Source organism: Sandaracinaceae bacterium (genome assembly GCA_020633055.1).
Taxonomy (GTDB): domain Bacteria; phylum Myxococcota_A; class Polyangia; order Polyangiales; family Houyiibacteriaceae; genus JADJJE01.
Map to the genome: position 1 here is coordinate 433,481 of JACKEJ010000009.1, position 25,103 is coordinate 458,583.

Genomic DNA, 25,103 nt, shown 5'->3' on the forward strand with positions numbered 1-25,103 from the left:
CCATCCGTTCGCAGGCGCGCGCCGAGCGTTACGTCCATCCGTCGCGCCGTCGTGGTCTTACACCCAGACGCTCTCATGCCGCCGGGGATCATCGCGTTGACGACGCCTGCCTCCGGGAGCCCGGCCGCCCGCCTGGTCTCGGTCGTGCCGCCGAAGCTGGCCACCAACCCGTTCAGCGACGCTCGTTGTCCAGCAAGCAGCTGTTCGCTGGGCAGGTGTCCACCACGACGCCGCCGGGGCGCGCGAACTGCTCGATCTGCTCCAGCACGGGTGTCTGGAAGCGCAGGTCACTGTGGGCGCTGTTGTCGCTCGCGAGCTGCACGCTGCCGAGCGGGAGCGGCTCGACGTCGTCCAGCCAGAAGCTCACGAACGCGCTGGGCGTGCTGTCTTCGGTGATGACAGGGACGTTCCACGGCAGGTAGGCGCTCGAGTCTAGCGCGCCGAGGCCCATGTCGCGCGCGGCCATGTCGGACGCGACGTTCGAGACCTCCGTGTCGTAGCGCGACACCTGAAAGAGCACGCGGCGGTTGGCGACGTTCACGCCCGGCAGCGGGTCGCGCAGGATGTGCCCCACGTACGCCTCGGGTTCGGCCAGCGACCAGATGGGCTGCGACGACACCACGAACCAGTCGCGGTCCAGCTTGTCGCGGTAGGTGATGCCCATCAGCACGTCGTACTGCACGAAGTCGAGGCTGCGGCGCACGAGCGTGGCGTAGTTCACGGCGCCCACCTGCAGCACGTAGGCGTCGATCGTGTCGGACAGCGCGGCCAGCGTGCCTCCCATGATCCCGCCCTGGCTGATGCCGTAGTAGTAGCGTGGATCGGCGTCGAGCACGGGGCGCAGGTCCCCGTCGACGTCGACGTGCAGCTCGGGCAGGTCGGCGCACGGACCGCCCGGCGCGAACGCCTTCATGAGCACGAGCGAGTTGATGGTCCCCTGCATCAGCCGCTCGCCCATCGTGTCGAAGTTGCCGAAGTCGGCCAGCACGGAGCGCAGCAGGAACGAGAGGTCGCTCTCGCTCAGGCCCCAGTAGTCGGTGCCAAAGCCCACCATGGCGCTGCGCTCGAGGAGCACGCGCACGCCGCCGCTGCTGGTTTGGTTCGCAGCGCCCAGCAGCCCGTGCCCGTGCATGATGCCGCGCGCCGGGCCCGTGCCGTCCACCACCCTGTCGCGCACGCTCGGCGGGATGGCCACCTCGAAGGGGGCCTGCGCCGTGCCGTTGAAGCGCACCGCGCCGCTCGCGTCGCGGGTGGCGCGCGCCCCGGGCTCCGCGGTCTCCATGTAGAGCGGCACGGTGAAGGTGCCGCGCACGCGCCGGAAGAGCGTGTCGTTTACGTCCTCCTCCACGCTGCTCACCGTGCAGGTCCCCAGCGCGTCGGTGCCCGCCTGCCAGCGCGCCTTGGCGTCGTCCCACATCTGCAGCAGGTCGCCGCGTACCGAGTCACCGCTCGCCGTGTGGAAGTCCCAGGCCAAGAGCAGCTCGGCGCGCGGCACGCCCGCGGTGGCCAGCCGCGTGAAGATGTCTTCCATGGCGGCGCGCCGCGTCTCGACGGCGGGCACATCCGTGACCTGCTGGTCGCGCAGCGCGCGGAAGAATTCGCTGGGAGCCACCGTGCTGCCGTCCGTTCGGCGCAGGCCGGTGCGGATGGCCGCGATGTAGCGACGGTCCTCGCGCAGGCGTGTGGCGGGGCGCATGTAGAACGTCGTCGTGTCGGGGTTCTGGGCGTTCCACTTGTCGATCTCGGCGAAGTGCGCCACCAGCTCGCCCGTCTCGGCGTCGAGCAAGATGGTCTGCGAGCCGGGCAGCAGAGTGTCCGCCAGATGGAGCGCGTCCGAGAGGTTCGCGTCGTCCAGCTTCCCGCTGAAGCCCGTCATCAGCGACGTTGCCGGGCTGAAGCCGTCGAAGCGCTCCCACTGAGAGACCCGCGTCACCTGGTTGCCGCGCCGGTCGCGCGGCATGTGCTCGTCGGGGAGGTCCACGCGGAGGCCGGTCACGGTCGCGGCGTCCGCCGTGAGGAACTGACTGGACGGCCAGGGCAGCATGCAGTGCAGCGGCTCCAGGTCTTCGCAGCCCTCCGTGACGGGGATCGACACGCTGGTATCGGTCGTCCCCCCGGCGTCAGGGAGCGTGTGGAGCGTGTCGTCGCAGCCCGTCGCTGCCGCAGCGAGAACAAGCAGGGCGGAGAGGGAGGCGCAAGGGACGCGGCGGATGGGTGTCGTGCAGGTCATCGCAGGTGATCGCGTTCAAGGGGGGGTGAGCCGCTCGGGCTCGACGATGGTCACGGGCGGGCCGTCCCACGCGTCGTCGAGGAAGCCGAACCAGGTGTCTGCGCCGGTGGGGTTGTCGGCGATGTCGGCGTGGGTCGCCGGCACCGCGCCGCTGCCGCCCTGCATCCACTCGACCTGCACGGCGCCCGCCACGAGGGCCCCGCTCATGTCGCTGACGGAGGAGATCGCCGGGTCGGCTCGCAGGAGGTCACCGACCACCGGGATGTCCAGCGCTCGGATCAGCGCGAACTGCGACGAGTTGGGCACGACGTTGTCGCGCACCACCATCCCCAGCAGCAGGTTCGGCACGTCGCCGCGCAGGCGCTCCCCCAGCACGTAGGGCGCCCAGCTCGCGCCGTCGCCGCGGTCCATCGCCGTCTGGAACAGCTCGGCCACCAGCAGCCCCAGGCGCGGGTCGCGGCCCTGCCCCGGCAGGAAGATGCCGAGCGCGCTCTGGATGATGCTCTCGCCGTTCGTCACCACGTCCGAGAGACGACCACCGGGCACCACCAACAGCGCGGTCTGGAACGCGTCCGACTGAGCGAGCAGCTGAGGCCCCATGATGCCGCCCAGGGACACCCCGATGTACGTCAGCTGCGTCGCGTCCACGTCGGGCTCGCCGTCACCGTCCACGTCGGGGCCGCTCGCCAGCCAGCGCATCACCTGCAGCCGGTCGAAATTGCTCTGACGAAAGTTGTCACGCACGCGGCGCGCGCTCACGGCCCCGTCTTCGAAGCCCAGGAAGCTCAGCACCGCGGCGATCTCGTCGCCTCCGGTCGACGTGGGGTGATCCTCGTGGCCCAGCGCGCTCGTGGCCACCAGCACGAACCGATGCTCGGGCGCGAACGCGGCCAGGCGCTCACCGTGGGCCACCGCGCCGCCGCCGATGCCGTGGCCGAACATCACGGTCGGCAGGCGCTCGCCAGGCGTGTGGTCGGCCGGTAGCCAGGTGTGCACGGGCACGTCCCAGCGCGCCGTGCCCACGTGCGGGGGACGCACCACGCCGTCGGCGTCGCGGTAGTCCCACAACGACGCGCTGGCGACGCAGTGCCGCAGCGCGCCCTCGGTCGTGCACGTCGGCGTGTCTGGCGTCAGCTCGCTCACCGAGAGCCCGCGGATGTCCGCGGCGATGGCCTCCGCGTCGTCGCGGACGGTCTGTGTGGGGAGCGTGTGCAGCGCGGCCAGCTCCGAGGCGCTGTCGACCACACCAAGCTGCATCAGCGCGGCGATCGCGGCCGCGTCATGGGTGTCCGGGCGACGCAGCCGCGCGTGCATCGAGGCGCTGCGGCCCATGCAGGGCGCCGCGTCCATGCGGACGAAGTGCGCCACCCAGCGTCGTTCTGGGAGGGGCGTCAGCGGGAGCGCACGCAGCAGGCCGTCGGCGGGTTGTTCCACGTCCACCGGCCAGAGCACGGGCTCGCCGTCGTCCACGGGCAAGACCACGATACCGACAGGGGCGCTCGGGTTGGGTGCCCCACCGTAGGTCTGCACGCCCGCGAACGGCAGCGACCACTCGGTGTGCATGCTGGCGTTCACGCTCGCGCCGTCCACGTCCTCGAGATCGCTGCTGGCCACCGATCGGAACGCCCGGAAGTTCGCCGCCTCAGGGTAGGCCTCGAGTGACAGCGCGAAGCGAACGCCCGTGGCGCTGAGCGGATCCTCGACCAGCTGGTCGCGCGTGGGGAAGGCGTGCAGCGTCCCGGGCTCGTAGCGGTCCACGGCGCACGTCTGCGGGTCGGGCGGCACGTAGGGAGGGCCATCCCCACCGTCGCATCCCATCAGCCACGCGGACAGCAGCGCGCTCGCCGCCACGCCGAGCGGGCGGGCGTTCTGTCGTTGGTGACCAGTGAACGCGGGGCGCGGGGTCCACGCCGTCCGCTGGGGTACGAAGCGATGGGCATCGAGTGTCATGGGCTGGGTGGGGTCCGCTCGGGGGAGGCACGCGAGCGCGCCAACGCCGCGAGAGAAGAGCACGAGTGGGCGAGTGGGGTTGCGAGGTGAGGCGCAAGAATGTGTGTGGGCAATGATTGTATCTGTGAATGCCCTTCGTGTGGGACTTCGTGCTCCGTGGCGAACATCTCGCTCGCGCTCGTGGACCCGCTCGGAGTTCTCCGGGCGATGAACCAGCCAGCGTAGACAGCGCGTCCGCGCGTGCGCGACCCCCCAAGGCTCGCGCGGCATCGCGGCCCGGTGGCTCTGCGCCCGGAGGTCGACGATGGGGCGTGGAGCGTGTAAGAAGCCTCCCTCTGCTCCCACGGGCAGCGGTGACCATGAACATCTCGATGCCCGTCATTCGCAACGGCACCGGCGCCGACGTCTACTTCGAGCGGCTTGCGGCCGGGCTGCGTGGCCACGGACACGATGTGTCCCTCGACTTCTATCCGCGTCGGTACGAGGCGTCCGCGCGCTGGCTCGCCATGCACTACAAGGTGCCGGAGGCCGCTCGAGTCGTTCACACGAAGGCCGAGCATGGGTTCGCGCTTGCGACGCGTGGGCGTCCGCTGGTGATGACGCTCGCTCACTCGGTCTTCGACCCACTGCTGGTGCCCCACAAGACGGCTGTCACCAAGGCCTACCACCGCCTGCTCAAGCGGCCGTCCATCCAACGCTCTCTCGCGCGCGCCAGCGCCGTGGTCACGGTCAGCGAGCACTCACGTCAGCGCATCCAACAGGACTTCGACGTTCGCGATGTCGTCACCATCTACAACGGCGTGGACGAGACACGCTTCCGGGTGTTGGACGAGGGAGAGCGCACGTTCAGAGAGCGATGGGACAAGGATCGCTTCAAGCTGTTCTATGTCGGGAACCGCATGAAGCGAAAGGGGTCTGACCTGCTCGAGCCCATCATGCGCGAGCTGGGCGACGACTTCGTCCTCTACTACACGGCCGGGCTGCGGGGAGAGCACGAGCGGGTGGCGTCCAACATGGTCGCTCTGCCGCGGCTCACCGACGACGAGATGGTCGCCGCGTACAACGAGTGCGACGCGCTGCTCTTCCCTTCGCGCATGGAGGGCTTCGGATATCCCGTCGCGGAGGCCATGGCGTGCGGGAAGCCGGTGGTGTGCTCCAACAGCTCGTCCATGCCGGAGTTGGTGGAGCACGGCCACGGCGGGCGCCTCTGCCCGGTCGACGATGTCCGCGCGTTCGCGGACGCCGTGCGCGACCTGGCTGGGACGACGCCCTCCGAACGCGCTCGGATGGGAGCGTTCAACCGCCAGCGGGTGCTCGACTCGTTCACGAACGAACGTAGCGTGCAACAGTACGAGGCGCTCTACCGCAAGCTCCTCGGAGAGGGCTGACGAGGCGCTGGCGCGCGCCGCAGCGTGCCCGTCAGGGCGTAGGCTGAGGCGTCCGCGTGTAGGTGTACACGAGCCCGCACTGCACGACGACGTTCAGGCCTTCCATCAGGAATGTGGCCATCGCGGCGCCCTCGGCGCTGTAGCTCGGCACCAGCGCCCACGCGAACAGGGTGAAGACCACCAGGTCGACGGTGACCACGTAGCTCATGACCCGCGCGCGGCGCAGCGCGACGAGGATCGCCGTGGTGGTGCGCGCGACGAACATGAACAGACCTGCCGTGGACATCCAGCCGAACGCGCGCGCGGCGTCGGCATACTCCGGCGCCCAACGAGCGGTCGCGGGGATGGCCAAGAACGCCATCAGCAGCGTGATGGGGGTGAGGTACGCCAACACCTTGCTCGTCGCGCGCACCGCCTCCTTGCGGAGCGTGGCCAGCTCGCCCTTGGCGGCCAGCTGTGCGGCGTACGGCCCGATCGACACGGACAGCGCGCCACCGAGCCCGACCGCCGGCGCAGAGAGCTGCACGGCGGCGCCTAGCGCCCCGACGGACTCCACACCGTGCTGCGCTTCGACGAAGTAGAACCCCAGGCGCTTGTAGAGCATGACGACGACGTACGAGTAGGCGAGCGGGGCGGCCTCGACGAGCATGGAGCGCGCCAGTCGCCCGTCGAAGCCGTGGAAGACACCGCCCTGCTCGCCGCGCAGCATGACGCCGATGAGCACGGCGTTCACGAGCTCCGTGGTGGAGATGGCCGCGATGTAGTAGACGACGGTGGCATCGGCGAGATAGAGCGCCCCGAGCACCAGCACCTGCGCGATGCCGGAGAAGATGGGCAGCCCGAGCAAGCGCTTGTTCTGGTGCCGCGCTTGGAACGCGACCTGTAGCGGCGCGGACACGGACGCCGGCAACAGGACGAGCGCGGCCGCGATGAGCGCGAACGGGCCCCCGGGGGCGTCGGCGCGCAGGGTGGGGGCGAGCACGACCACGGCCATGAAGCAGGCCGCGCTGATCCCCGCGCGCAGGAGCACCAGCGTGCTGACCACCTTGGGCGCGCGCTCGGGATCACGTGCCGCGCGCTGCAGTCCGATGGCGTCCAGGCCGAAGACGGAGAGGCGTCGTACGGGGTCGATCCACGCGACGGCGCTGGTCAGCACGCCGTAGTGGAACTTCGACAGCAGCACCAGCAGCAGCATGCTGGCGAGCGCTTGTGAGATGGCGGTTCCCGCCGTGCCGCCGAACGCGTACAGCGTGTTCGTCAGCAGGGTCTTGCGTGTGGGGCCAGGAGGCTCCGCCCGCACCGGGGCGGGCGGGCTCGCGCTCGATTGGGTATCGTTGCTCACAGGCGTCCGCCCACGCCCTCAGTCCGGCATGGGCAGGGCGCTCTCGCCCATCAGATACGCGTCCACGGCGTTGGCCACGCCGCGGCCCTCGGCGATGCCCCACACGATGAGGCTCTGACCGCGGCGGCAGTCTCCGGCCGCGAAGACGCCCTCCACGTTGGTGGCGAACTTGCCGTACTCGGCCTTGTAGTTGCTGCGCGGGTCGAGCTCGAGGTCGAGCGGCTTCACCGCCGCGTGCTCGGGGCCCACGAAGCCCATGGCGAGGAACACCAGGTCGGCCTCGAAGGTCTGCTCGCTGCCTGGCACCTCGGCCATGCGCCAGCCGCCCTTGTCGTCCTTGGTCCACTCGACGCGCACCGTCTGGATGCCCGCGACGTTGCCCTTGCCGTCGTCCACGAAGCGCTTGCTGAGCACCTGGAACTCGCGCGGGTCCGCGCCGAACTTGGCGTTGGCCTCGGCGTGCCCGTAGTCCACGCGGAAGATGCGCGGCCACTCGGGCCAGGGGTTGTCGCTGGCCCGCTCCTCGGGAGGCTTCGGCAGCAGCTCGAAGTTCACCATCTGCGTGCAGCCGTGCCGGATGGACGTGCCGATGCAGTCCGTGCCGGTGTCGCCGCCACCCACCACGATGACCTTCTTGCCCTTGGCCGAGATGTACTTCCCGTCCGCCAGCTGGCTGTCGAGCAGGCTCTTGGTGTTGGGGCGCAGGAAGTCCATGGCCAGGTGGATGCCGTTCAGCTCGCGGCCCGGGATGGGCAGGTCGCGCGCCTTGGTGGCGCCCGTCGCGAAGATCAGCGCGTCGTTGTCCTCGCGCAGCTTCTCGACCGCGAAGGCGGGGTCCACGCCCACGTGCGCGTTGCACACGAAGGTCACGCCCTCGGCCCGCAGCTGGTCGAGGCGTCGCTCCACCAGCTCCTTCTCCAGCTTCATGTTCGGGATACCGTACATGAGCAGGCCGCCCGCGCGGTCGTCACGCTCGTACACCGTGACGGCGTGACCCACGCGCGCCAGCTGTTGCGCCGCGGCCAGACCCGCGGGGCCCGAACCCACGATGGCCACGCGCTTGCCCGTCGGCGTCGCGGCGGGCTGCGGCTTGATCCAGCCCTCCGCGAACCCGCGGTCCACGATGGCGCACTCCAGGTTCTTGATGGTCACGGGCGGCTCGTGCACGCCGAGGCAGCACGCGCCTTCGCACGGCGCCGGGCACACGCGCCCCGTGAACTCGGGGAAGTTGTTGGTCTTGTGAAGACGGTCCAGCGCCTCGTCCCAGCGGCCCTGGTAGACCAGGTCGTTCCACTCGGGAATGAGGTTGTCCACGGGACAGCCCGTGGCCGACTGACAGAAGGGCACGCCGCAGTCCATGCAGCGCGCGCCCTGCTTGGTGAGGTGCTCGACCGGGACGTCGACCTGGAACTCGCGCCAGTGTGTGATGCGCTCGAGCGCCTCGGCGTACCCCACCGCCTCGCGGGGGTACTCCATGAAACCAGTGGGCTTACCCATCAGGCCACCTCTTTCGTCTGGGCTGCGGCGGCCAGCGTGGCCGCCTGTTCTGCGCGCGCCTGGAGCACGCGCTTGTATTCGAGGGGCATCACGCGCACGAGCTGCTTCTCGGCCGCCTGCCAGTCGTCCAGGAGTCGCCGTGCCACCTCGGAGCCGGTCAGCTCGAAGTGCTCGGCGATGAGCGCCTGCACGGACTCGCTCGTCTCGGCGTCCGCGAGCTCGGCCAGCGTGGCCAGCTCGATGCTCTCCATGTTGCACCGCGACGCGAACTTCCCGTCGTGGTCCAGCACGTAGGCGACGCCGCCGCTCATGCCCGCGCCGAAGTTGCGCCCGGTCACGCCGAGCACCACGGCCACGCCGCCCGTCATGTACTCGAGCCCGTGGTCGCCCACGCCCTCGACCACCGCGGTGGCGCCGGAGTTGCGCACGCAGAAGCGCTCGGCCGCGCGGCCGCGGAAGAACGCCTTGCCCGAGATGGCGCCGTACAGGCACACGTTGCCGACCAGGATGTTGTCCTCGGCCACGAACGTGCTCTGCTCGGGCGGGAAGACGACGATCTTGCCGCCGCTGAGGCCCTTGCCCACGTAGTCGTTCGCGTCGCCCTCGAGCTCCAACGACACGCCTCGTGCGAGCCAGGCGCCGAAGCTCTGCCCGGCCGAGCCCGTGAAGCGCAGCTGAATGGTGTCGTCCGGCAGGAGGTCCTCACCGTACGCCTTCGCGATCTCGTGGCTGAGCATGGTGCCCACGGTGCGGTTGATGTTGCGAATGGGCATCTCGGCGCGCACACGCATGCCGCTCGTCAGCGCCGGGCGCGCGATCTCGATCAGGCGGTTGTCGAGCGCCTTCTCGAGGCCGTGGTCCTGCTTCTGCATGCAGTACACCCCGACGTTCGGGCGCAGCTTGCGCGCCGGCGTGAGGATGGCCGTGAGGTCGAGCCCCTGCGCCTTCCAGTGCGACAGCGCCTCGCTGGTGTCCAGCACGTCGGAGCGCCCCACCATCTCGTCCATGGTGCGGAAGCCCAGCTTCGCCATCAGCTCGCGCGCCTCCTCGGCCACCATGAACAGGTAGTTCACGACGTGCTCCGGCTGCCCGCTGAACTTCTTGCGCAGCTCGGGGTCCTGCGTGGCCACACCGACCGGACAGGTGTTGAGGTGGCACTTGCGCATCATGATGCAGCCCAGCGTGACCAACGGCGCGGTGCTGAAGCCCATCTCCTCGGCGCCCAGCAGCGCGGCGATGACCACGTCACGGCCCGTCTTGAGCTGCCCGTCCGTCTGCACGATGACGCGGCTGCGCAGGTCGTTCAGCACCAGCGTCTGGTGCGTCTCGGCCAGGCCCAGCTCCCACGGCAGGCCCGCGTGCTTGACCGACGTGATGGGGCTCGCGCCCGTACCGCCGTCGTGCCCGCTGATGAGGATGTGGTCCGCGTGCGCCTTGCTCACGCCGGCCGCGATGGTGCCCACGCCCACCTTGCTCACCAGCTTGACGCTGATGCGCGCGCTCGGGTTGGCGTTCTTCAGGTCGTGGATGAGCTGCGACAGGTCCTCGATGGAGTAGATGTCGTGGTGCGGCGGCGGGCTGATGAGGCCGACGCCGGGTGTGCTGTGACGCACCGACGCGATCTCCTCGTTGACCTTGCGGCCCGGGAGCTCGCCACCCTCACCGGGCTTCGCACCCTGAGCCATCTTGATCTGCAGCTCGTCCGCGTTGGTGAGGTAGTTGATGGTGACGCCGAAGCGCCCCGACGCGATCTGCTTGATGGCCGAGCGCTTGGGGTTGACCGAGCCGTCCGCCAGCGCGCGGTAGCGCGCCGGGTCCTCGCCGCCTTCGCCGGTGTTGGACTTGCCGCCCAGCTGGTTCATGGCGACCGCCAGCGAGCTGTGCGCCTCCATCGAGATGGAGCCGAAGCTCATGGCGCCCGTCACGAAGCGCTTCACGATCTCGCTCGCGGGCTGCACCTCCTCGAGCGGGATGCCGGTGGTCTCCTTGAACTTGAACAGACCGCGCAGCGTGCAGCGCGTGGCCGAGTCGTCGTTCGCGTGCTTCGCGAAGCGGTAATACTCCTCGCGGCTGTTGCTGCGCGCGGCCTTCTGCAGCGTCGCGATGGCCTCGGGGTCCCACATGTGGCGCTCGCCCTTGGCGCGCCAGTGGAACTGACCGTCGTTGGGCAGCACGGGCAGCTTGGCGGCCTCCGGCAGGGTGGGGTAGCCCACCTCGTGGCGGCGCACCTGCTCCTCGGCCAGCACGTCGAAGCCCACGCCCTCGATGCGGCTCGCGGTGCCCGCGAAGCACAGGTCGATGACGGCGTGGTTGATGCCCACGGCCTCGAAGATCTGCGCGCCCTTGTAGGACTGCAGGGTCGAGATGCCCATCTTGGCGAAGACCTTGAGCATGCCCTTCGCGACCGCCTTGCGGTACGCGTAGACCAGCGTCTTGTCGTCGTAGTCGCCCTTGATGACCCCGTCGCGACGCAGCTGCGCCAGCGCCTCGAACGCGAGGTAGGGGTTGATGGCGTCGGCGCCGTAGCCCACCAGCGTGCAGAAGTGATGCACCTCGCGCGCCTCGCCCGTCTCGAGGATGAGCCCCACGCGCGTGCGCTTCGCCTTGCGCAGCAGGTGGTGGTGCACGGCGCCACACGCCAGCAGCGCGCTGACGGGGACGCGCTTCTTGGACGTGCGCCGGTCGCTCAGGATGATCAGCTCGTAGCCCTCGTCCACCGCGGCCTCGGCCTCGGCCTGTAGGCGCCGGATGGTCTCGCTGAGCCCGGCGGCGCCACGGCTGCGCGGCCAGGTGATGTCGAGCGTCTTGGTCTCCCAGCCGCTCTCACCCTTGCCGTCCAGCGACTTCAGGCGCAGCAGCTGGTCGTTGTTGAGCACGGGGTGCTCGACGCGCAGCCGCTGCGCGTGCTTCGCCGTGGTCTCGAGCAGGTTGCGCTCGGGCCCGATGAAGCACTCGAGCGCCATCACGACCTCCTCGCGGATCGAGTCGATCGGCGGGTTGGTCACCTGCGCGAAGAGCTGCTTGAAGTAGTCGTACAGCATGCGCGGCTGATCGCTCAGGCACGCCAGCGCGCTGTCGTTGCCCATCGAGCCGACGGGGTCGCGCTTCTCCTCCACCATCGGCTTCAGCATGAACTGCAGCGTCTCGGTGGTGTATCCGAAGGCCTGCATGCGGGACAGCAGCGTGTCCGGCATGAAGCCGTGCTCCTTCACGTCCTCGGGGTCTGGCGCGGGCAGGGCGTCGATGGACAGCGCGTTCTCCGCCAGCCACTGACCGTAGGGGCGGGCGGCCGCCACCTTCTCCTTGATCTCCTCGTCGGGGATCATGCGCTTCTCGTCGAAGTCGATGAGGAACATGCGCCCCGGCTGCAGGCGCCCCTTCATCTTCACGTTCGCCGGGTCCACGTCGATGACGCCGACCTCGGAGGCCATGATGCACTTGTCGTCGTGCGTGATGTAGAAGCGGCTCGGGCGCAGGCCGTTGCGGTCCAGCACGGCGCCGATGTACTTGCCGTCCGTGAACGCGATGGACGCAGGACCGTCCCACGGCTCCATCATCGTGGAGTGGTACTCGTAGAAGGCGCGCTTCTCGGCGCTCATGCTCGTGTGCTTCTGCCACGCCTCCGGCACCATCATCATGACGGACTCGGGCAGCGAGCGGCCGCCCATGTAGAGGAACTCGAGCACGTTGTCGAAGTTGCCGGAGTCGCTGGTGTCGGGCTCGGCGACCGGGAAAACCTTGGTGATGTCGGCCCCGAACGCGTCGCTCTCCACCACGCCCTGACGGCTGGACATCGCGTTGACGTTGCCGCGCAGCGTGTTGATCTCGCCGTTGTGGCTCATCATGCGCATGGGCTGCGCGCGGTCCCACGACGGGAAGGTGTTGGTGGAGAAGCGCGAGTGCGCCATCGCCAGGTGCGACTTGTACTCCCAGTCCGCGAGGTCCGGGTAGAAGGGCACCACCTGCGCGGGCGTGAGCATGCCCTTGTAGATCATCAGGCGCGTCGACAGCGAGCACACGTAGAAGAGGCCCGCCTGCGTAAGCTTGGCGTCCTTGCGCAGCGCGTTGCCGACGGACTTGCGGATGATGAACAGCTGGCGGTTGAACTCGTCTTCGCTGATGCCCTCGGCGCGCCCGACGAACAGCTGCTCGATGTGTGGCAGGGAGGCGAGCGCGGTGGGGCCGATGTCGGCGCCCTTCGGGTCGACGGGCACCTCGCGCCAGCCGAGGAAGCGCTGCCCCTGCAGCTCGACCTGCCGCTCGACGTAGCGCTTCGCGTGCCTGCGCTCGTCCGCGTTGGTCGGCAGGAAGACGTTGCCGGCCGCGAACTCGCCGTCGGCGGGGAGCTCGAGCCCAGCGTCACGAAGCGCGACCTTGCGCAGGAATTCCGTGGGGAGCGCGGTGAGCAACCCGGCGCCGTCGCCGGTGTTGGTCTCGCAGCCACAGGCCCCGCGGTGGTCCATGTTGCGCAGGAGCTGGTCGGCATCGAGCACAATCTGGTGAGAACGGCGGCCTTGGATGTCGGCGACAAAGCCGACACCGCATGCGTCGCGTTCGTTCTGGGGGTCGTAGAGACCCTGCTTCTCGGGGGCACCGTAGGGCATGGCAGTTTCCTAGAGGTTCAAGACGCCGCCCGGCGGCGGCGTTTGCGAGGGACGTCGTCCTGAGGGGCGACTTCGTCGTCGAACGAGACCTGGACCCGCTCGGTGTGGCTGGAGAGCACGACCATCGTGTGGGTGCCCTCGACGCCGTCCAGGGAGCGCACGCGGCTGATCAGCCGCTCGAGGCTGTTGGTGTTCTTGACCTTGACCTTGAGCAGCAGGGTGTGCCCCCCCGTGACGTGGTGGCACTCCATGATCTGCGGCATGGCCTCCACCCAGTCCTCGATGTCCGAGAGCCGGGCGGGGTCGTGCACGCTAACACCAATGAAGGCGGCGATGTCGAGCCCCATCGCCCGGGCGTCCACGCAGGCGTGGTAACCCGTGATGATTCCAGCACTTTCCAGCTTCCGGACGCGCTCCATGACGGCCGGCGCGGTCAGGCCGACCTGCTCACCCACCGACTTCAGCGAGATCTTCGCGTCGGCTTGCAGCGCCACCACCACCTGACGATCGATGGCATCGAGTGGATAGGGGTCTTCGCCAAATTTTGTTCGGTCGTAGGCCACGAGGGCCTAACGCTTAGTGGGTGAGGGGGGGTATGTCAATCCGATGGATGGGGCTTTCGGTCCCCTGCCAGTCGAAGTTACAGAGCGGATATTTTGAGACCCGGGAAATTGCCCTAGGAGTATTGACCTATGACGTGGATTGTCGCATAGTCAGTTTCGGCGCTGGAGACGGCGCCAACGGGTCCTAGGTAAAATGCAGTCCCTCCCCTCCTTGCACGCCTGGGGCCCGACCTAACTCCGCCACGGCAACGTGGACAAACCGAGACGCCGCAGCTGATGAAAGCTGCGGCGTCTCGGTTTTCTCCTGCGCTTCATGCGTGGAAGGCGACGCGTCTCGCGACCTGCGGCTCAGCGCGCGCCGCCGCCTTGGCCGCGCCCCTCGGCGCCGTGGCCGCCCTGACCGCGTCCGCGAGGGCCGCGGTGCCCACGGCGTCCCTGATGGTTGGCCCGCTCCGACTCGAGTTGCTGCACCTGGGCGGGCGTCAGGATCTGGCGCAGCTCCTGCTCGACCGCCTCGCGCTCTGCCTGGTGCGCGGCCCGGCGTGCCTCGGGCGTACCACCACGCGGGGTGGCCTGGCGTCGCGCTGCCGCTTGCTCGAACACGCGCTGCACGCGAGTCGCCTGCGCGTCGCTGAGGCCCAGACTCTCGCGCAGATGAGCGACGCGACGCGTCATGTGCTCGGTGCGCGCCTGGGTTCGCAGGCTCTCGGCCCGTTGACGCTGCGCCGGGGTGAGCACCGCCTCCATGCGCTGCCGAGCGGCCTCGTGCAGAGCCCGGAGGCCGTCGTGGTCGCCCCGCTCCCGCAGGCCCTCGGCCTGGGCGCGGGTCTCCTGGCGGATGGTCCGCAGCTGCGCCTGCTGAGCCTCGCTCAAGTCCAGCTGACGCATGACGTCGGCGCGGTGGCCGTGGCCGTGGCCGTGGCCGTGACCCCGCCCGCCACGTCGACCCTCACCGCGAGGGCCGTGGCCACGCGCGGCTGCGCCGCCCGAGACGCCAGCGTCTGGGTTGGGGGTCTGTGCCGAGAGTCCGGCCGGGACGGCCAGCGCGACCAGCAGGGAGGCGAAGGAGATCTTGCGGAAGATGGAGGAGGTGGTGGTCATGGTGCGTCCTGTCGTTGTCGATTCTGGGTGGGGGGCTGGTTCTCGTGTGCAGCGATGCGCGCTGCTGAACTTGCAGACGCCCCCGACCTTGCGAGAACCTTGAGGCCGCCTCTGGCCCGCAACTTTTCTCGTCGGGCGGGTCGCGACGTCGGCCCGTGCTTGCTATCTGCTGAGGGCATGGCCACGCCCACCGACCCCCGCCGGGCCGCAGCGGACCGCTCCGTCGCTCTCGACAGCGGGCGCGACGTGGCCTTCTTGTGGCTGGTTCGCACGCGTTGGGCGGCCACCTTGGCCTTCGCCGTCGCGGTGGTCGTCGCCCACGAGGTGCTGCACGTGGCGCTCGAGCGCACGCCGCTGTTCGTGCTCTGGAGCTTGTCGCTGGCGACCAACGCGGCTGCGGCGTGGATCCCCAAGCGCCACCAGGCTCGGAGTGGCGCGTGGTTGCTAGGCTTCGACGTCGTCGTGCTGACCTTCATCCTGGCCATCTCGGGGGGGGCCACCAACCCGTTCAGCGCGCTCTACCTCGTGTACATCACCCTCGCGGCGATGACCTCGAGCGGACGAGCCACCGCCGCGCTCACCACGCTGACCATCGTGGGGTATGGCGCGTTGTTCGTGCTCCCGGTCGATGGACCAGACCCCCACGCGGCCATGGGGCACGGCGCTCATGGCGCCCCCGCCGTCGAGGGGGCGTCCGCATACGACGCGCACCTGTACGGGATGTTCCTGGCGTTTGCCGTGACCGCCGCGCTCTTGGCCGCCTTCGTCTCGCGGCTCGCCGCTGCGTTGAAGCACCGAGAAGAGGAGCTGGTAGCGGCCCGCGCTGCGGTGGCGCGTGGCGAGCGGCTGCACGCCCTCACCACGCTTTCCGCGGGGGCTGCGCACGAGCTGGGGACGCCCCTCGGGACCATCGCGCTGGTGGCGCGCGAGATCGAGCGTGTCGCGGAGGAAGAGCCACGGCTGGCGTGCGTCCGCGAAGATGCAGCGCTGGTGCGTTCCGAGGTGGCTCGCTGTCGCGGCATCCTCGATCGTATGGCGGGACGCACCGGAGAGCCCGTCGGGGAGGCGCTCCGCGAGGTCACGTGGGGGGCGCTCGTGGAGGGCGTTCGCGAGCGCCTCCACGCCGCTGACGCCGCGCGCGTGGAGGTGGAGGGCGCGGACGTGACACTGCACGTGCCTCTCCGCGCCATGACGCAGGTGCTCGAGAACTTGGTGCGCAATGGCCTCGACGCGGCGCCCGAGGGGGCAGTGCGGGTACGGGCCGAGCCTGCGACGGTGGCCGGGGGCGTGCGTCTACGCGTGACGGACGACGGAAGCGGGATGACACCCGAGCTGCTGGCGCGGGCGGGTGAGCCGTTCTTCACCACGAAGGACGTCGGCCGCGGGATGGGCCTCGGTCTGTACCTGGCACGCGCGGTCGTCGAGCAGCTGGGTGGGTCGTTCCAGTTGCGGTCCGAGGACGGAACGGGTACCGAAGTGTGCATGGAGCTGCCCACGTGAGCGCCCAAGAGCCGATCGCCCACACGCTGCTCGTGGTGGACGACGACGACGTCTTCCGTTCAAGGCTCGGGCGCGCGTTCGCTGCTCGGGGCTATGACGTGCGCGAGGCGCGTGACGGCGATGAGGCCCTCCGCGCTGCACAGCAAGAGACCCCCGAGTTCGCCGTGGTGGACCTGCGCATGCCGGGATGCAGCGGGCTCGAGGTGGTCAGCGGCCTCCACGCGCTCGACCCCATGACGCGTGTGGTGGTGTTGACGGGCTATGGGAGCATCGCGACCGCCGTCGAGGCGGTGAAGCTCGGTGCCGCGCACTACCTCACGAAGCCAGCGGATGCCGACGAGATCGAGGCGGCGTTCGCACGCGGCGCGGGCGACGGAGACGCGACGCTGCCGATTCGGGAGGACGACGCTCCCAGCCTCGCGCGCGTCGAGTGGGAACACATCCAGCGGGTCCTCACCGACGCAGGTGGCAACATCAGCGTGGCCGCGAAGCGCCTCGGGCTCCATCGGCGCTCGCTGCAGCGCAAGCTGGGGAAGTACCCGGTCTCTCGCTGAGTGGTGGACGCGCCCGCTCCCCTCATTGTCTTGGGGGCGGGCGGTCGATGCCTCAGGCTTCCTTCTTGGCGCGGCGCGGCTTCTCGGACACCGAACGGATGGCCGAGGGCGTGAGCGTCGCGTTGATGAACGCGGCCACGTCGATCAGGTCGCGAGGCTTCAGGCCAGCTGCGATGAGGCGCTCCTGGCAGCGCTGCGCGGCGCGCTGGAACTGCTCGTAGGTCGCCCCATTCGGGTTGCTGTCGTACGTGAGGTCGAGCTCCAGCACCAGCGTCTGCTTCTTGAAGTACGTGGGCTTCACAAAGACGAACTCGGTCGGCAGCGCGCAGGCCAGCAGCCACGTGGCAGCGGGCCACGAAGCCCCACCGTCGATGCGCATGGCCAGCACGTACTCGTCGAAGCGGCGCGCGAGCGGCCCCTCGCCGTACAGCATCTCCATCAGCGCGCGGGCGTAGTTCTCGTGGGCGCCGTCCGGCATGGCGCGGAAGCGCGTGATCTCGGCGCGCTGCGTGGTCCCACTGGTCCCCTCGAGGCAGCCGGCGGCGCTGTCGAGTACGGCGGCGAAGTTGCCCTCCTCGATGAGCTCACCGAGCGCCTCTTGGCTCATCACGTCGGCCGCACGGGAGATGGCGGCGTCCTTCAGGCGGTCGTCCCCCGTGCCGCGCTCCGACACGAGGTACTCGGGGTCCTGGAAGCCGCCGGGGAACTGCGCCTTGAAGATGGCGACCTGCTGCGCGAAGTCGATCTCGGGGCGCTTCAGCGCGGCCTTGGTCTTGGTCGACGTGGACGGACGATTGCGCCGCGCGGCGCGGTCGATGCGGTGCGCCTCGTCGGGGGCGCAGGGCAGGACGTCCATCTTCTCGTAGTACTCTTGGTGGATCGCGCGCTCGGTGCCGTCCTCGAAGAGGAAGATGCGGCGGTCGCTGAGCTCCTCGAGGAGCACGGCGCGGCCCCATTGCTGGCGCTTGCCGTGTTGAAAGATGCGCGGAGGGATGGCGGGCGTCGGTTCGGTCATTGCGTCGTAGTGGGCCGTGGTGAGGAAGGCGCGCCTATCGAGGTGGCTCCGCGTTCGCGGAGCGCGCGCGTTCTTGCGAGAAACCTACAGCCGATGTCTGCCTTACCACGGGGTGGGGGGTGGCGCACGCCGACAGGTCCCGCGCTGGGGCACGTGGGGCACTCAGCGGGGGCTGTAGACCTCGCGTCCGCTGGCTCCGGCGAGCACGTCGGCAAGCTCGAAACGCGCGGGCAGCACGTCGTTGGCAAGCCACAGACGCGCCTGGTCGTCGAAGTGCGACGACGCCGCGATGGCAGACTGGCCCCCCGGCACGACGTTCACGCCCGTGACGTTGCCCGGCTCCATGCGGAACACCATCCGCATCACTGGCCCGTTTCCGAAGGAGTAGGGGGAGCCCGTAGTCAGCGGGGGGTGGCCAGCGTCCACGCAATAGAGGTCGCTGTGGCGCGGGAACCACCGAGCGCTCGCGCGAGGGTCCGTGTCGGGCAGATCCGGCATGAGCGGAAGGCGGGTGGTGTTGATGTCGCGACCCAGCAGGGCCACCTCGGGGATGTCCCCCGCAAACTGCGTCACGAGCGCCTGGAAGCGCACTTGGTGGCGCAGGCCCCACAGCCACTCGCTCATGTCGTTGGTGTCGAAGCCGCCAACTCCTGGCTCCTCGGGGTCCGGTGCGGCGGTCAGGCGCCCCAACGCAGCGCCGAGCGCGCGCAGGAGGACCTCGTCGCTGCGCTCCACTTCGGCGGTGTTCACGTCGTCGAAGAACACGGACTCCCCCGTGCTGGGGTCCCACGAGGAGAGGTTCGAGGGGTTGTTGGCTCCGCGCCCCTCGAGCAGCCAGACGAGCGCCTTGATCCGCAGCGCGCTGCTCGGGGCGAACACGAAGTCGATGCCCTCGTCGCCGAAGATGGCGTCGTGCATCCCGCGCAGCCACTCGTTCCAGATCATGGTCGCGACCGCTGCCTCACGCTGCTCGACGGTGGGCGTTTCGTAGAACGTCTCGACGCCGCTCTCGGCCTGCGCGCCGCGCGCGAGCCAGGTGGTGAGGCGCGTCTCCACCTCGTCGAACGTCGACTGGCTCGCCGTGTACAGGTCCACCAGCCGCTGCTGGTCGGGGGTGAGCACTGGGTCGCCCTCGTTCAACATGCGGGCGCGCGTGATGGCCGCCACCGCGAGCGGCGCCAGCTGGCGGCCCACGGGGGAGTGATGGTCCGCCTGCAGCGCGCGCATCGCCTGCAGGCTGCCGGTCTGGCTGCTCGCGAGCTCACTCAGGCGCGTGCTGATCGTGTTCGCGCGGTAGCCCGAAGAAAAGTCGTAGCCGATGTACCAGGCGTCGTTCGTGAGGTCGTCGTCGAGCGTGGTGCCCGCGATGTCGTTGTTGGCGTTCATGATGAACCCGGTCGAAGGCGAGATGGCCATCGGCCACTCCTCGAACGGCACGAGGCAGTGCTCCGGGTCGGTCTCGTCGGGCAAGCCCTCGTCGTTCAAGCGAATCTCGAAGGCGCCATAGCGCGTCCCGTCGAGCAGCGAGCGCGGGTCTCCGCCGTCGGCCCACGTGCGGTCGGCGTTGCGCAGGTTGTCGCGACAGGGCAGCGCGTTGTAGCTGCCGTACCAGACGTCGCCGTTCGTGTCGGCCGCGCCCACGTTCTGCCCGAAACCGACGAAGCGTCGGCTGGCCTCACGCATCTCGGCGACGTCGTGCGCGCGCCCGAGGCCGTCTGCGGCCTGCACGGTGTTGGCGATGTCGAAGCCCGTGTAGTCGAACGAGATGGCGGTGATGACGCCGTCCATGTCCGTGTCCTCGGGGATGATGTAGTCGCCCTGCACGTTGATGACCGTCTCGCCCGGACCGGCGACGGTGTCCGCGTCCACCACGCGCCCCTCCATCTCGGCGATCAGGCGCCCATCGAAGGTGGTGTAGCGCCTCCACACCTCGGTGCGGCCGACAGAGCCGAACGACGGCACGTTCGCGATCTCGTACTCTTCGTCGATGCCCACGAGCGGGTGCCACTCGCCCTCGAAGCGGCTCGCCTGGGGCGCGCCGTTCTGGTCCAGCTGGATCTCCTCGCGGTACCAGTCCGTGAGGTCGCCGTACATGTACGTGATGCTGTAGGCCACGTGTCCGTTCGTGCCAACGCCCATGAATGGAATGCCCGCGAAGTAGAGCCCGAGCTGGCGCAGCGGGTCGCGACCGCCGCCGAACACCGATGTGTCGAGGCCCGTGTGGTACAGCAGACTGGGCACGGTGAGCGGCAGGTGCCCGTCACCCGAGAGCAGCGCGACCCCGTCCTCCGTGGCGCCCGCCGTCATCGCCCACACGTTGGAGCCAAAGTCCTCGTCGCGGCCACCATGCATGAGATCCTCCCAGCGCTCCGCGCGCGCGAGTACGCGGTCGAGCATGGTGGATGGTACGCCGGGACCGCGACGCGGCATGAGGGAGCGGGGTCCCGTGAGGCCCGCGCCCGCACGCGCCATCGCGCCCGTGGTGAGGCCGAAGCCGGGGGTGGTGGTGGCGGGGAACACAGGGCGCACGGGCTCCCACAGGTCCTGCACCACGCCCGCTTGACGCAGCGCCTCGTTTGGCAGGCCCGAGCCGGTGAAAGCGTCGTCCAACCGCGCCTCCACGCTGGCACGATCGACGTCGAGGCTGTCGAAACCTTGCTGGAAGGTCACCGCTGCGAGCCAGCCGATCAGGTCACGGCCCGTGACGTGACGCATGATCGGTTCACCGCGTGGGAGCACGAGCCGCAGCAGGGTGAGCTCGGTGGGGGGCTCCGCGCGCGTCTCGGCGACCGCGTCGATGTAGGCGTTCACGCCTTCGGCGTAGGCCTCGAACGTGTCCAGTTGCGCGGGGGTGAGCTGGTCGAGGATGCGCTGGGCCACCACGGCCAGGCCCTGGCCGCGTGCTTGCTGGTCACCGGAGAGTGCGACGTCGCCGACCAGCGACGAGAGCTCACCCCAGCCCAGCCGCCGGCCGGCTTCGATGGCGAAGTAGCGGTCCGAGGCGGCCAGGTAGCCTTGTACCACGCGCAGGTCGCGCTCGTTCTGCGCGTAGATGTGCGGGATGTTCGCCTCGGTGCGGACGACGTGAACTTCGCGTCGCAGTGTCGGCAGCACCAGGCGAGCGGTCTCGGGGACGGCCAACACAGCCGCTTGGTCCTCCGTCTGGCCACCTCCACACCCAGGGGCTGAGGCCGATGACAGGAGCGCGAACAGGACCAGGCAGCGCGTGGCCACCCGCGAGCGGGAGCGAGATGCAGCGAGCATTGGGGACAGAATCGGTGATCGGTCCCAATATGGCAATGGGTGCCACATTTTTCCGAGGGGCATTCTGAGTCATAGTCCGACGGTGCTGCGTCTCTTGATTCTCGGGCTCGATTGCGTTCCCCCATCGCTGATGTTCGAGCGTTGTCGCGGCGTGATGCCGAACCTCGCGGCCCTGATGGAGCGTGGGATGCACGGGCCACTGCGTTCGTGCGAACCGCCCATCACCGTGCCCGCTTGGGTCTGCATGACGTCGGGGCGCGACGCAGGGGAGCTCGGCCTCTACGGCTTTCGCAACCGCGTCTCGGGAGAGTATGGGCTGCGCACGGCCGACAGCCGCGACGTGCGCGTGAAGCGTGTGTGGGACTACCTGGGGGACGCCGGACACCGCGTAGCGCCGCTCTTCGTCCCGCTCACGTATCCGCCGACCCCCGTGCGTGGCGTGATGGCGTCGTGCTTCCTCACACCCGAGGGCGCGCCGTTCACGTTCCCGCGCGGGCTCGGTGCGGAGCTCGAAGCGCGGCACGGGCCCTATCACGCCGACGTGCGCGACTTCCGCACGGAAGACCTCGCGCGCATCTGGGCCGAGCTGCATGCCATGGCCGTGCAGCACATCGACATGGCGCGTGACGTGCTCGCGCGCTTCGACCCGGCGTTCATGATGATGGTGGAGATGGGCCCCGACCGCTTCCACCACGCGTTCTTCGCGGACTTCGACGACGCGCACCCCTTGCGTCGCGCAGACAGCCCGTACGCCGACGCGCCGGAGCGCTACTACGCGTTCTTGGACACGCAGCTGGGTCGCCTGCTGGCGGACGTGCCGGATGACTGCACCATCATGGTGGTGAGCGACCACGGCGCGAAGTCCATGCAAGGGGGCTTCTGCTTGAACGACTGGCTGCGCGGGAACGGCTGGCTCTCGCACGACCCGCTCCCATCAGGACCCGTGGCGTTGCGGGAGGCCGGGGTGCGCTGGCGCGAGACGCGCGCGTGGGCGGAGGGGGGTTACTACGCTCGCATCTTTCTGAACGTACAGGGGCGTGAGCCAGAGGGCTGCGTGCCCGCGGCCGACTACGAGCGCACGCGCGACGCGTTGATCGAGGCCCTCGCTACCGTGCGCCGTCCCGACGGTCGTCCATTTCCCATACGCGCCGAGAAGCCCGAGCAGCGCTACCGTGCGGCGCGCGGCGAGCCCCCCGACCTGATGCTCTACCTCGATGACCTGGACCACCGCGCGCTCGCCACGGTGGGCCACGATGCGCTGTTCCGCACCAGCAACGACGGGGGGCCTGACGGCTGCAACCACGACTGGGACGGCGTGCTCGTGATGGCGGGCCCAGGGATCCCGACTGGACGGCGCATCGAAGGCGCGACCCTGCTCGACGTCACGCCGACGGCGCTCGGACGCTTCGGGCTCCGGGTGGAGGGCCTGGCGGGCCGGGACCTGTTGCACGGTGTCTGATGGCCTCCGCGCGCTGCGGGTGAGGCGTTGCGGGTGAGGCGGGTGTCACGTGGATCGCCCGACTGAATTCGCGGCGCTCAGTCGTCGCGCCCGAGGAACGCGAGGCAGTGCGCGATGGTCTCGGGGTGGTCCATGATGAACGTGTGGGGCGCGCGTACCAACGCGAACAGGGCAGCACCCGGCAGGCGCGCTTCATCGACGGCGACCACACCGTCGTCGTCGCCGTCGATCAGCGGATTGACGCCGCGCCCCGCTCGCAGGGTCCCGGCGATGACCGCGAACGGGATGGTGGGCGCCGCGATGGCGCTCGGAGCGTGACCCGCGTGTACGCGTGCCATGCGCGAGCCCGACGGGCCGAACACGGCGCGGAACGGCGCGCTGTCGAGGCGCGCTGCCACCCGCGCGCCCTGGCTGGGCGGGGCGATCATGAACAGGCGTCGTGGGTTCAGGGGCGCCACGCGTTCGGCGTGCTCGGTCAGCAGCGTCCGCGCGACGATGCCGCCCAGGCTGTGGGTGACGAAGCTGGTCGCGGTGCGCGGCGGCAGCGCGGCGAGCGCGTCCGCCAGGTGCGCGGCATGTTGCGGGACGTCGCCGCGGGTGCTGGCGTAGTCGAGCGCCAGCGTCGCGTAGCCCGCGTCCGAGAGTCGATGGCGCAACGTGCGCAGCGAGCGCGATGTACGGCCGAGCCCATGCAGCAGCACCACCAGCTCGCGCTCGGGCTCATGGGGCAGGGTCTCGAAGATCTGGTCGAAGGCTCGCACGCAGGCGGCGCGGCTACCCACCAAGAGGGCGGCGTCGCGGGGCGACAGCAGCCGGTGCTGGGACGGTGAGGGCGCAAAGGACTGCACGCGGTACCCTCGCCAGGCGCGCACGTCGTTCCACAGCTGCGCGCCGCCCAGCGTCGGAGGACCTCCGCGCCTCATCCGCCGAGAGCGCCTCGCAGCAGGCGTTGGATCTGGTCGTCCGTGGCGTAGATCTCCTCGATCTGCTCCGAGTCCACCAGCGCCCGCGTGAGCGAGGAGAGCATGTGCTTGGGGCTCCGCGCGTCCGACGCGGCGCGCACCATCTCGCGCACGAGCATCTGCTTGCGCTCGGGGAGGATCTCGATGACCTCGTCGGCCTCCATGCGATCGAGGAGCGCGTCGAGGGCTGCCATGAGCTTCTGGTTGAAGGGCGTCATCTCGACGTCTTCGGGCTCGTCGTCGACTTCCTCCGCGCCCGGGCCACCGCCGAGCAGCGCGCGCAGCGCGCCGCCCAGCCCACCCAAGTCCCCGGCGAGCCCGCCCAACGGATCCGCGTCTGGCGGACTGGCCTTCCCCTTGGACGACTTGGCCTTGCTCGCGGCGGGGGCTCTCTCGGGCTTGCCAGCCTTGGCCTTGGGGGGCACCCCTGCGGTCTTGCCCTTGCTCCGCGGCGCCGGGGGCGGTTCGAGTGCGGCGTTGCTGGCGCCCAGCTCGCGCTCGAGCGCGGCGAACTCCTCGTCGGAGTCGAGGTCGCCGAGGTCCAGATCGTCCAGCCCCGCGAGCGCCCCCAGGTCGTCCAGGCCGAGCGCCGCGAGCTCGTCGAGGCCACCCAGATCGGTATCGGCGGGGCGGGCCGCCGCGGCGGCGGCCTCCCGTTGGGCTTTCCCGGCGCGGCGGATGGGCGTCACGTCGACCTTGCCCTTCGTGCCCTTCGCGGTGGACGAGCTCTTCGCCGGCGTCGCGGCCTTGCGCGTGGGGGCGGTCTTGCGCGCGCTGGCCCGCAGGCTGCGCTGCGCGCCCTCGAAGCGGGCCTTCCAAGCTCCGGCCAGCTCCTGCAACAGGTCGTCGTCGCTCGCGCACCCGGCGGCGATGGCGCTCGGCAGTCGTCCCGTGTGCAGCGCGCCCTCCAGCTCTCGGAGCTGCTCGAGGAGTCCGTGGTGGACGCCGCTCAGCTCGTCGATGTCGAAGTCGTCCGGGAGCTCGACGCGGCGCTCCCGCACGAAGCGCTCTGTGGCCCACGCCAGCGTGGCGCGGCCGAGCGCGGGGTGGGTTTCGGTCGGAGGTGGAGCGAGCGGGCCGTCGAGCACGGGCCAACCGCCGCGGCTGAGCGCATCCCAGGCCTCGGTGAAGCCGGAGTCCATGAAGCTCTCGAAGACGTTCCAGCCCGAACGCGCGTCGTCCTCCCACGCATCGTCCAATAGCCGCGCATACTTCTTGGTCGCGGCTTGCAGCGTCGCCTTCTTGCCACCCGCGGAGACGGTCACGCGTGCCGCCATCCACTGTAGCGCCTGGCTGATGTCTTCGAACTCCAGGTCTCCTCGCAAGCCGTCTTCTGCCGTGTAGACGCGGTGCTTGCCGGACGGATCCGCGACGGTGTCCACGAGGAACAGGGTGTCTTCCATCGCCGGGCACGTGAACGCCTCCAGCTCGGCGACCTGGATGGCCCACTGCATGCGCCACGGCGCCGACGGGTCGCCTGCGGCCAGGCCGGGGTAGGGCGCCTCGCTGAGGTCGAGCAGCACGAAGCCATGCGCGTGCTGAGCGCCCAGTGTGAGGGCTTCGACCAACACGTCCACCGGGTCCTCGAGCGGCAGCTGCGTGGCATCGACGTCGATGGCGGAGAGATACGCCTGCAGGGCGCTCTCCAATTCGTTGGACTTGGCTCGGGTCACC

Annotated in this window: 15 protein-coding genes; 4 read left to right on the top strand and 11 right to left on the bottom strand. The window is 69.7% G+C overall.

Annotated elements, in window-relative coordinates; translation table 11 throughout:
- Window positions 1–172: 172 nt before the first annotated feature.
- Both H6726_21880 and H6726_21885 read right to left on the bottom strand, forming a co-directional pair.
- Window positions 173–2,230: a hypothetical protein gene (locus H6726_21880; GenBank protein ID MCB9660308.1), complete on the bottom strand. Its 2,058-nt coding sequence runs from the start codon at window positions 2,228–2,230 to the stop codon at window positions 173–175.
- Window positions 2,231–2,245: 15 nt separating this feature from the next.
- Window positions 2,246–4,180, bottom strand: a complete 1,935-nt coding sequence (locus tag H6726_21885) for a hypothetical protein (protein MCB9660309.1) — start codon at window positions 4,178–4,180, stop codon at window positions 2,246–2,248.
- Window positions 4,181–4,539: 359 nt separating this feature from the next.
- Between H6726_21885 and H6726_21890 the strand changes: the two genes are divergently transcribed.
- Window positions 4,540–5,568, top strand: coding sequence for a glycosyltransferase family 4 protein (locus H6726_21890; protein ID MCB9660310.1), 1,029 nt, complete (start codon window positions 4,540–4,542; stop codon window positions 5,566–5,568).
- 31 nt (window positions 5,569–5,599) lie between these two features.
- Here H6726_21890 and H6726_21895 read toward each other — a convergent pair whose 3' ends face one another.
- From H6726_21895 to H6726_21915, 5 genes are all read right to left on the bottom strand, one after another.
- Window positions 5,600–6,910 (bottom strand): polysaccharide biosynthesis C-terminal domain-containing protein, encoded by a 1,311-nt coding sequence (locus tag H6726_21895; GenBank protein ID MCB9660311.1) that lies wholly within the window; start codon window positions 6,908–6,910, stop codon window positions 5,600–5,602.
- Window positions 6,911–6,928: 18 nt separating this feature from the next.
- Window positions 6,929–8,407 (bottom strand): glutamate synthase subunit beta, encoded by a 1,479-nt coding sequence (locus H6726_21900; GenBank protein MCB9660312.1) that lies wholly within the window; start codon window positions 8,405–8,407, stop codon window positions 6,929–6,931.
- Entirely contained in the window at window positions 8,407–13,011 is a 4,605-nt protein-coding gene (gltB, locus tag H6726_21905; GenBank protein ID MCB9660313.1) for a glutamate synthase large subunit, read from the bottom strand. Before gltB ends, H6726_21900 begins: the two co-directional genes overlap by 1 nt.
- A 17-nt stretch (window positions 13,012–13,028) precedes the next feature.
- On the bottom strand, window positions 13,029–13,574 hold the full coding sequence (locus H6726_21910; protein MCB9660314.1) for an Lrp/AsnC family transcriptional regulator: 546 nt from the start codon (window positions 13,572–13,574) through the stop codon (window positions 13,029–13,031).
- A 348-nt stretch (window positions 13,575–13,922) separates the two neighbouring features.
- Window positions 13,923–14,675, bottom strand: coding sequence for a Spy/CpxP family protein refolding chaperone (locus H6726_21915; protein MCB9660315.1), 753 nt, complete (start codon window positions 14,673–14,675; stop codon window positions 13,923–13,925).
- Between the two features lie 177 nt (window positions 14,676–14,852).
- Here H6726_21915 and H6726_21920 point away from each other — a divergent pair, with 177 nt between their 5' ends.
- Window positions 14,853–16,175 carry a HAMP domain-containing histidine kinase gene (locus H6726_21920; GenBank protein MCB9660316.1) on the top strand — a complete coding sequence of 441 codons (1,323 nt, stop codon included), beginning with the start codon at window positions 14,853–14,855 and terminating at the stop codon, window positions 16,173–16,175.
- Window positions 16,172–16,729, top strand: a complete 558-nt coding sequence (locus H6726_21925) for a response regulator (GenBank protein ID MCB9660317.1) — start codon at window positions 16,172–16,174, stop codon at window positions 16,727–16,729. The genes H6726_21920 and H6726_21925 overlap by 4 nt, the downstream gene beginning before the upstream one ends.
- A 52-nt stretch (window positions 16,730–16,781) precedes the next feature.
- Here H6726_21925 and H6726_21930 read toward each other — a convergent pair whose 3' ends face one another.
- Together H6726_21930 and H6726_21935 are read right to left on the bottom strand one after the other, a co-directional pair.
- Window positions 16,782–17,744, bottom strand: coding sequence for a hypothetical protein (locus tag H6726_21930; GenBank protein ID MCB9660318.1), 963 nt, complete (start codon window positions 17,742–17,744; stop codon window positions 16,782–16,784).
- Between the two features lie 162 nt (window positions 17,745–17,906).
- Window positions 17,907–21,008: a penicillin acylase family protein gene (locus H6726_21935; protein MCB9660319.1), complete on the bottom strand. Its 3,102-nt coding sequence runs from the start codon at window positions 21,006–21,008 to the stop codon at window positions 17,907–17,909.
- A gap of 130 nt (window positions 21,009–21,138) precedes the next feature.
- Between H6726_21935 and H6726_21940 the strand changes: the two genes are divergently transcribed.
- Window positions 21,139–22,467: an alkaline phosphatase family protein gene (locus H6726_21940; GenBank protein ID MCB9660320.1), complete on the top strand. Its 1,329-nt coding sequence runs from the start codon at window positions 21,139–21,141 to the stop codon at window positions 22,465–22,467.
- 77 nt (window positions 22,468–22,544) lie between these two features.
- Here the strand turns inward: H6726_21940 and H6726_21945 are convergent, their stop codons facing one another.
- Both H6726_21945 and H6726_21950 read right to left on the bottom strand, forming a co-directional pair.
- Window positions 22,545–23,390 (bottom strand): alpha/beta hydrolase, encoded by an 846-nt coding sequence (locus H6726_21945; protein MCB9660321.1) that lies wholly within the window; start codon window positions 23,388–23,390, stop codon window positions 22,545–22,547.
- On the bottom strand, window positions 23,387–25,102 hold the full coding sequence (locus tag H6726_21950; protein ID MCB9660322.1) for a hypothetical protein: 1,716 nt from the start codon (window positions 25,100–25,102) through the stop codon (window positions 23,387–23,389). Before H6726_21950 ends, H6726_21945 begins: the two co-directional genes overlap by 4 nt.
- Window position 25,103 lies beyond the last annotated feature (1 nt).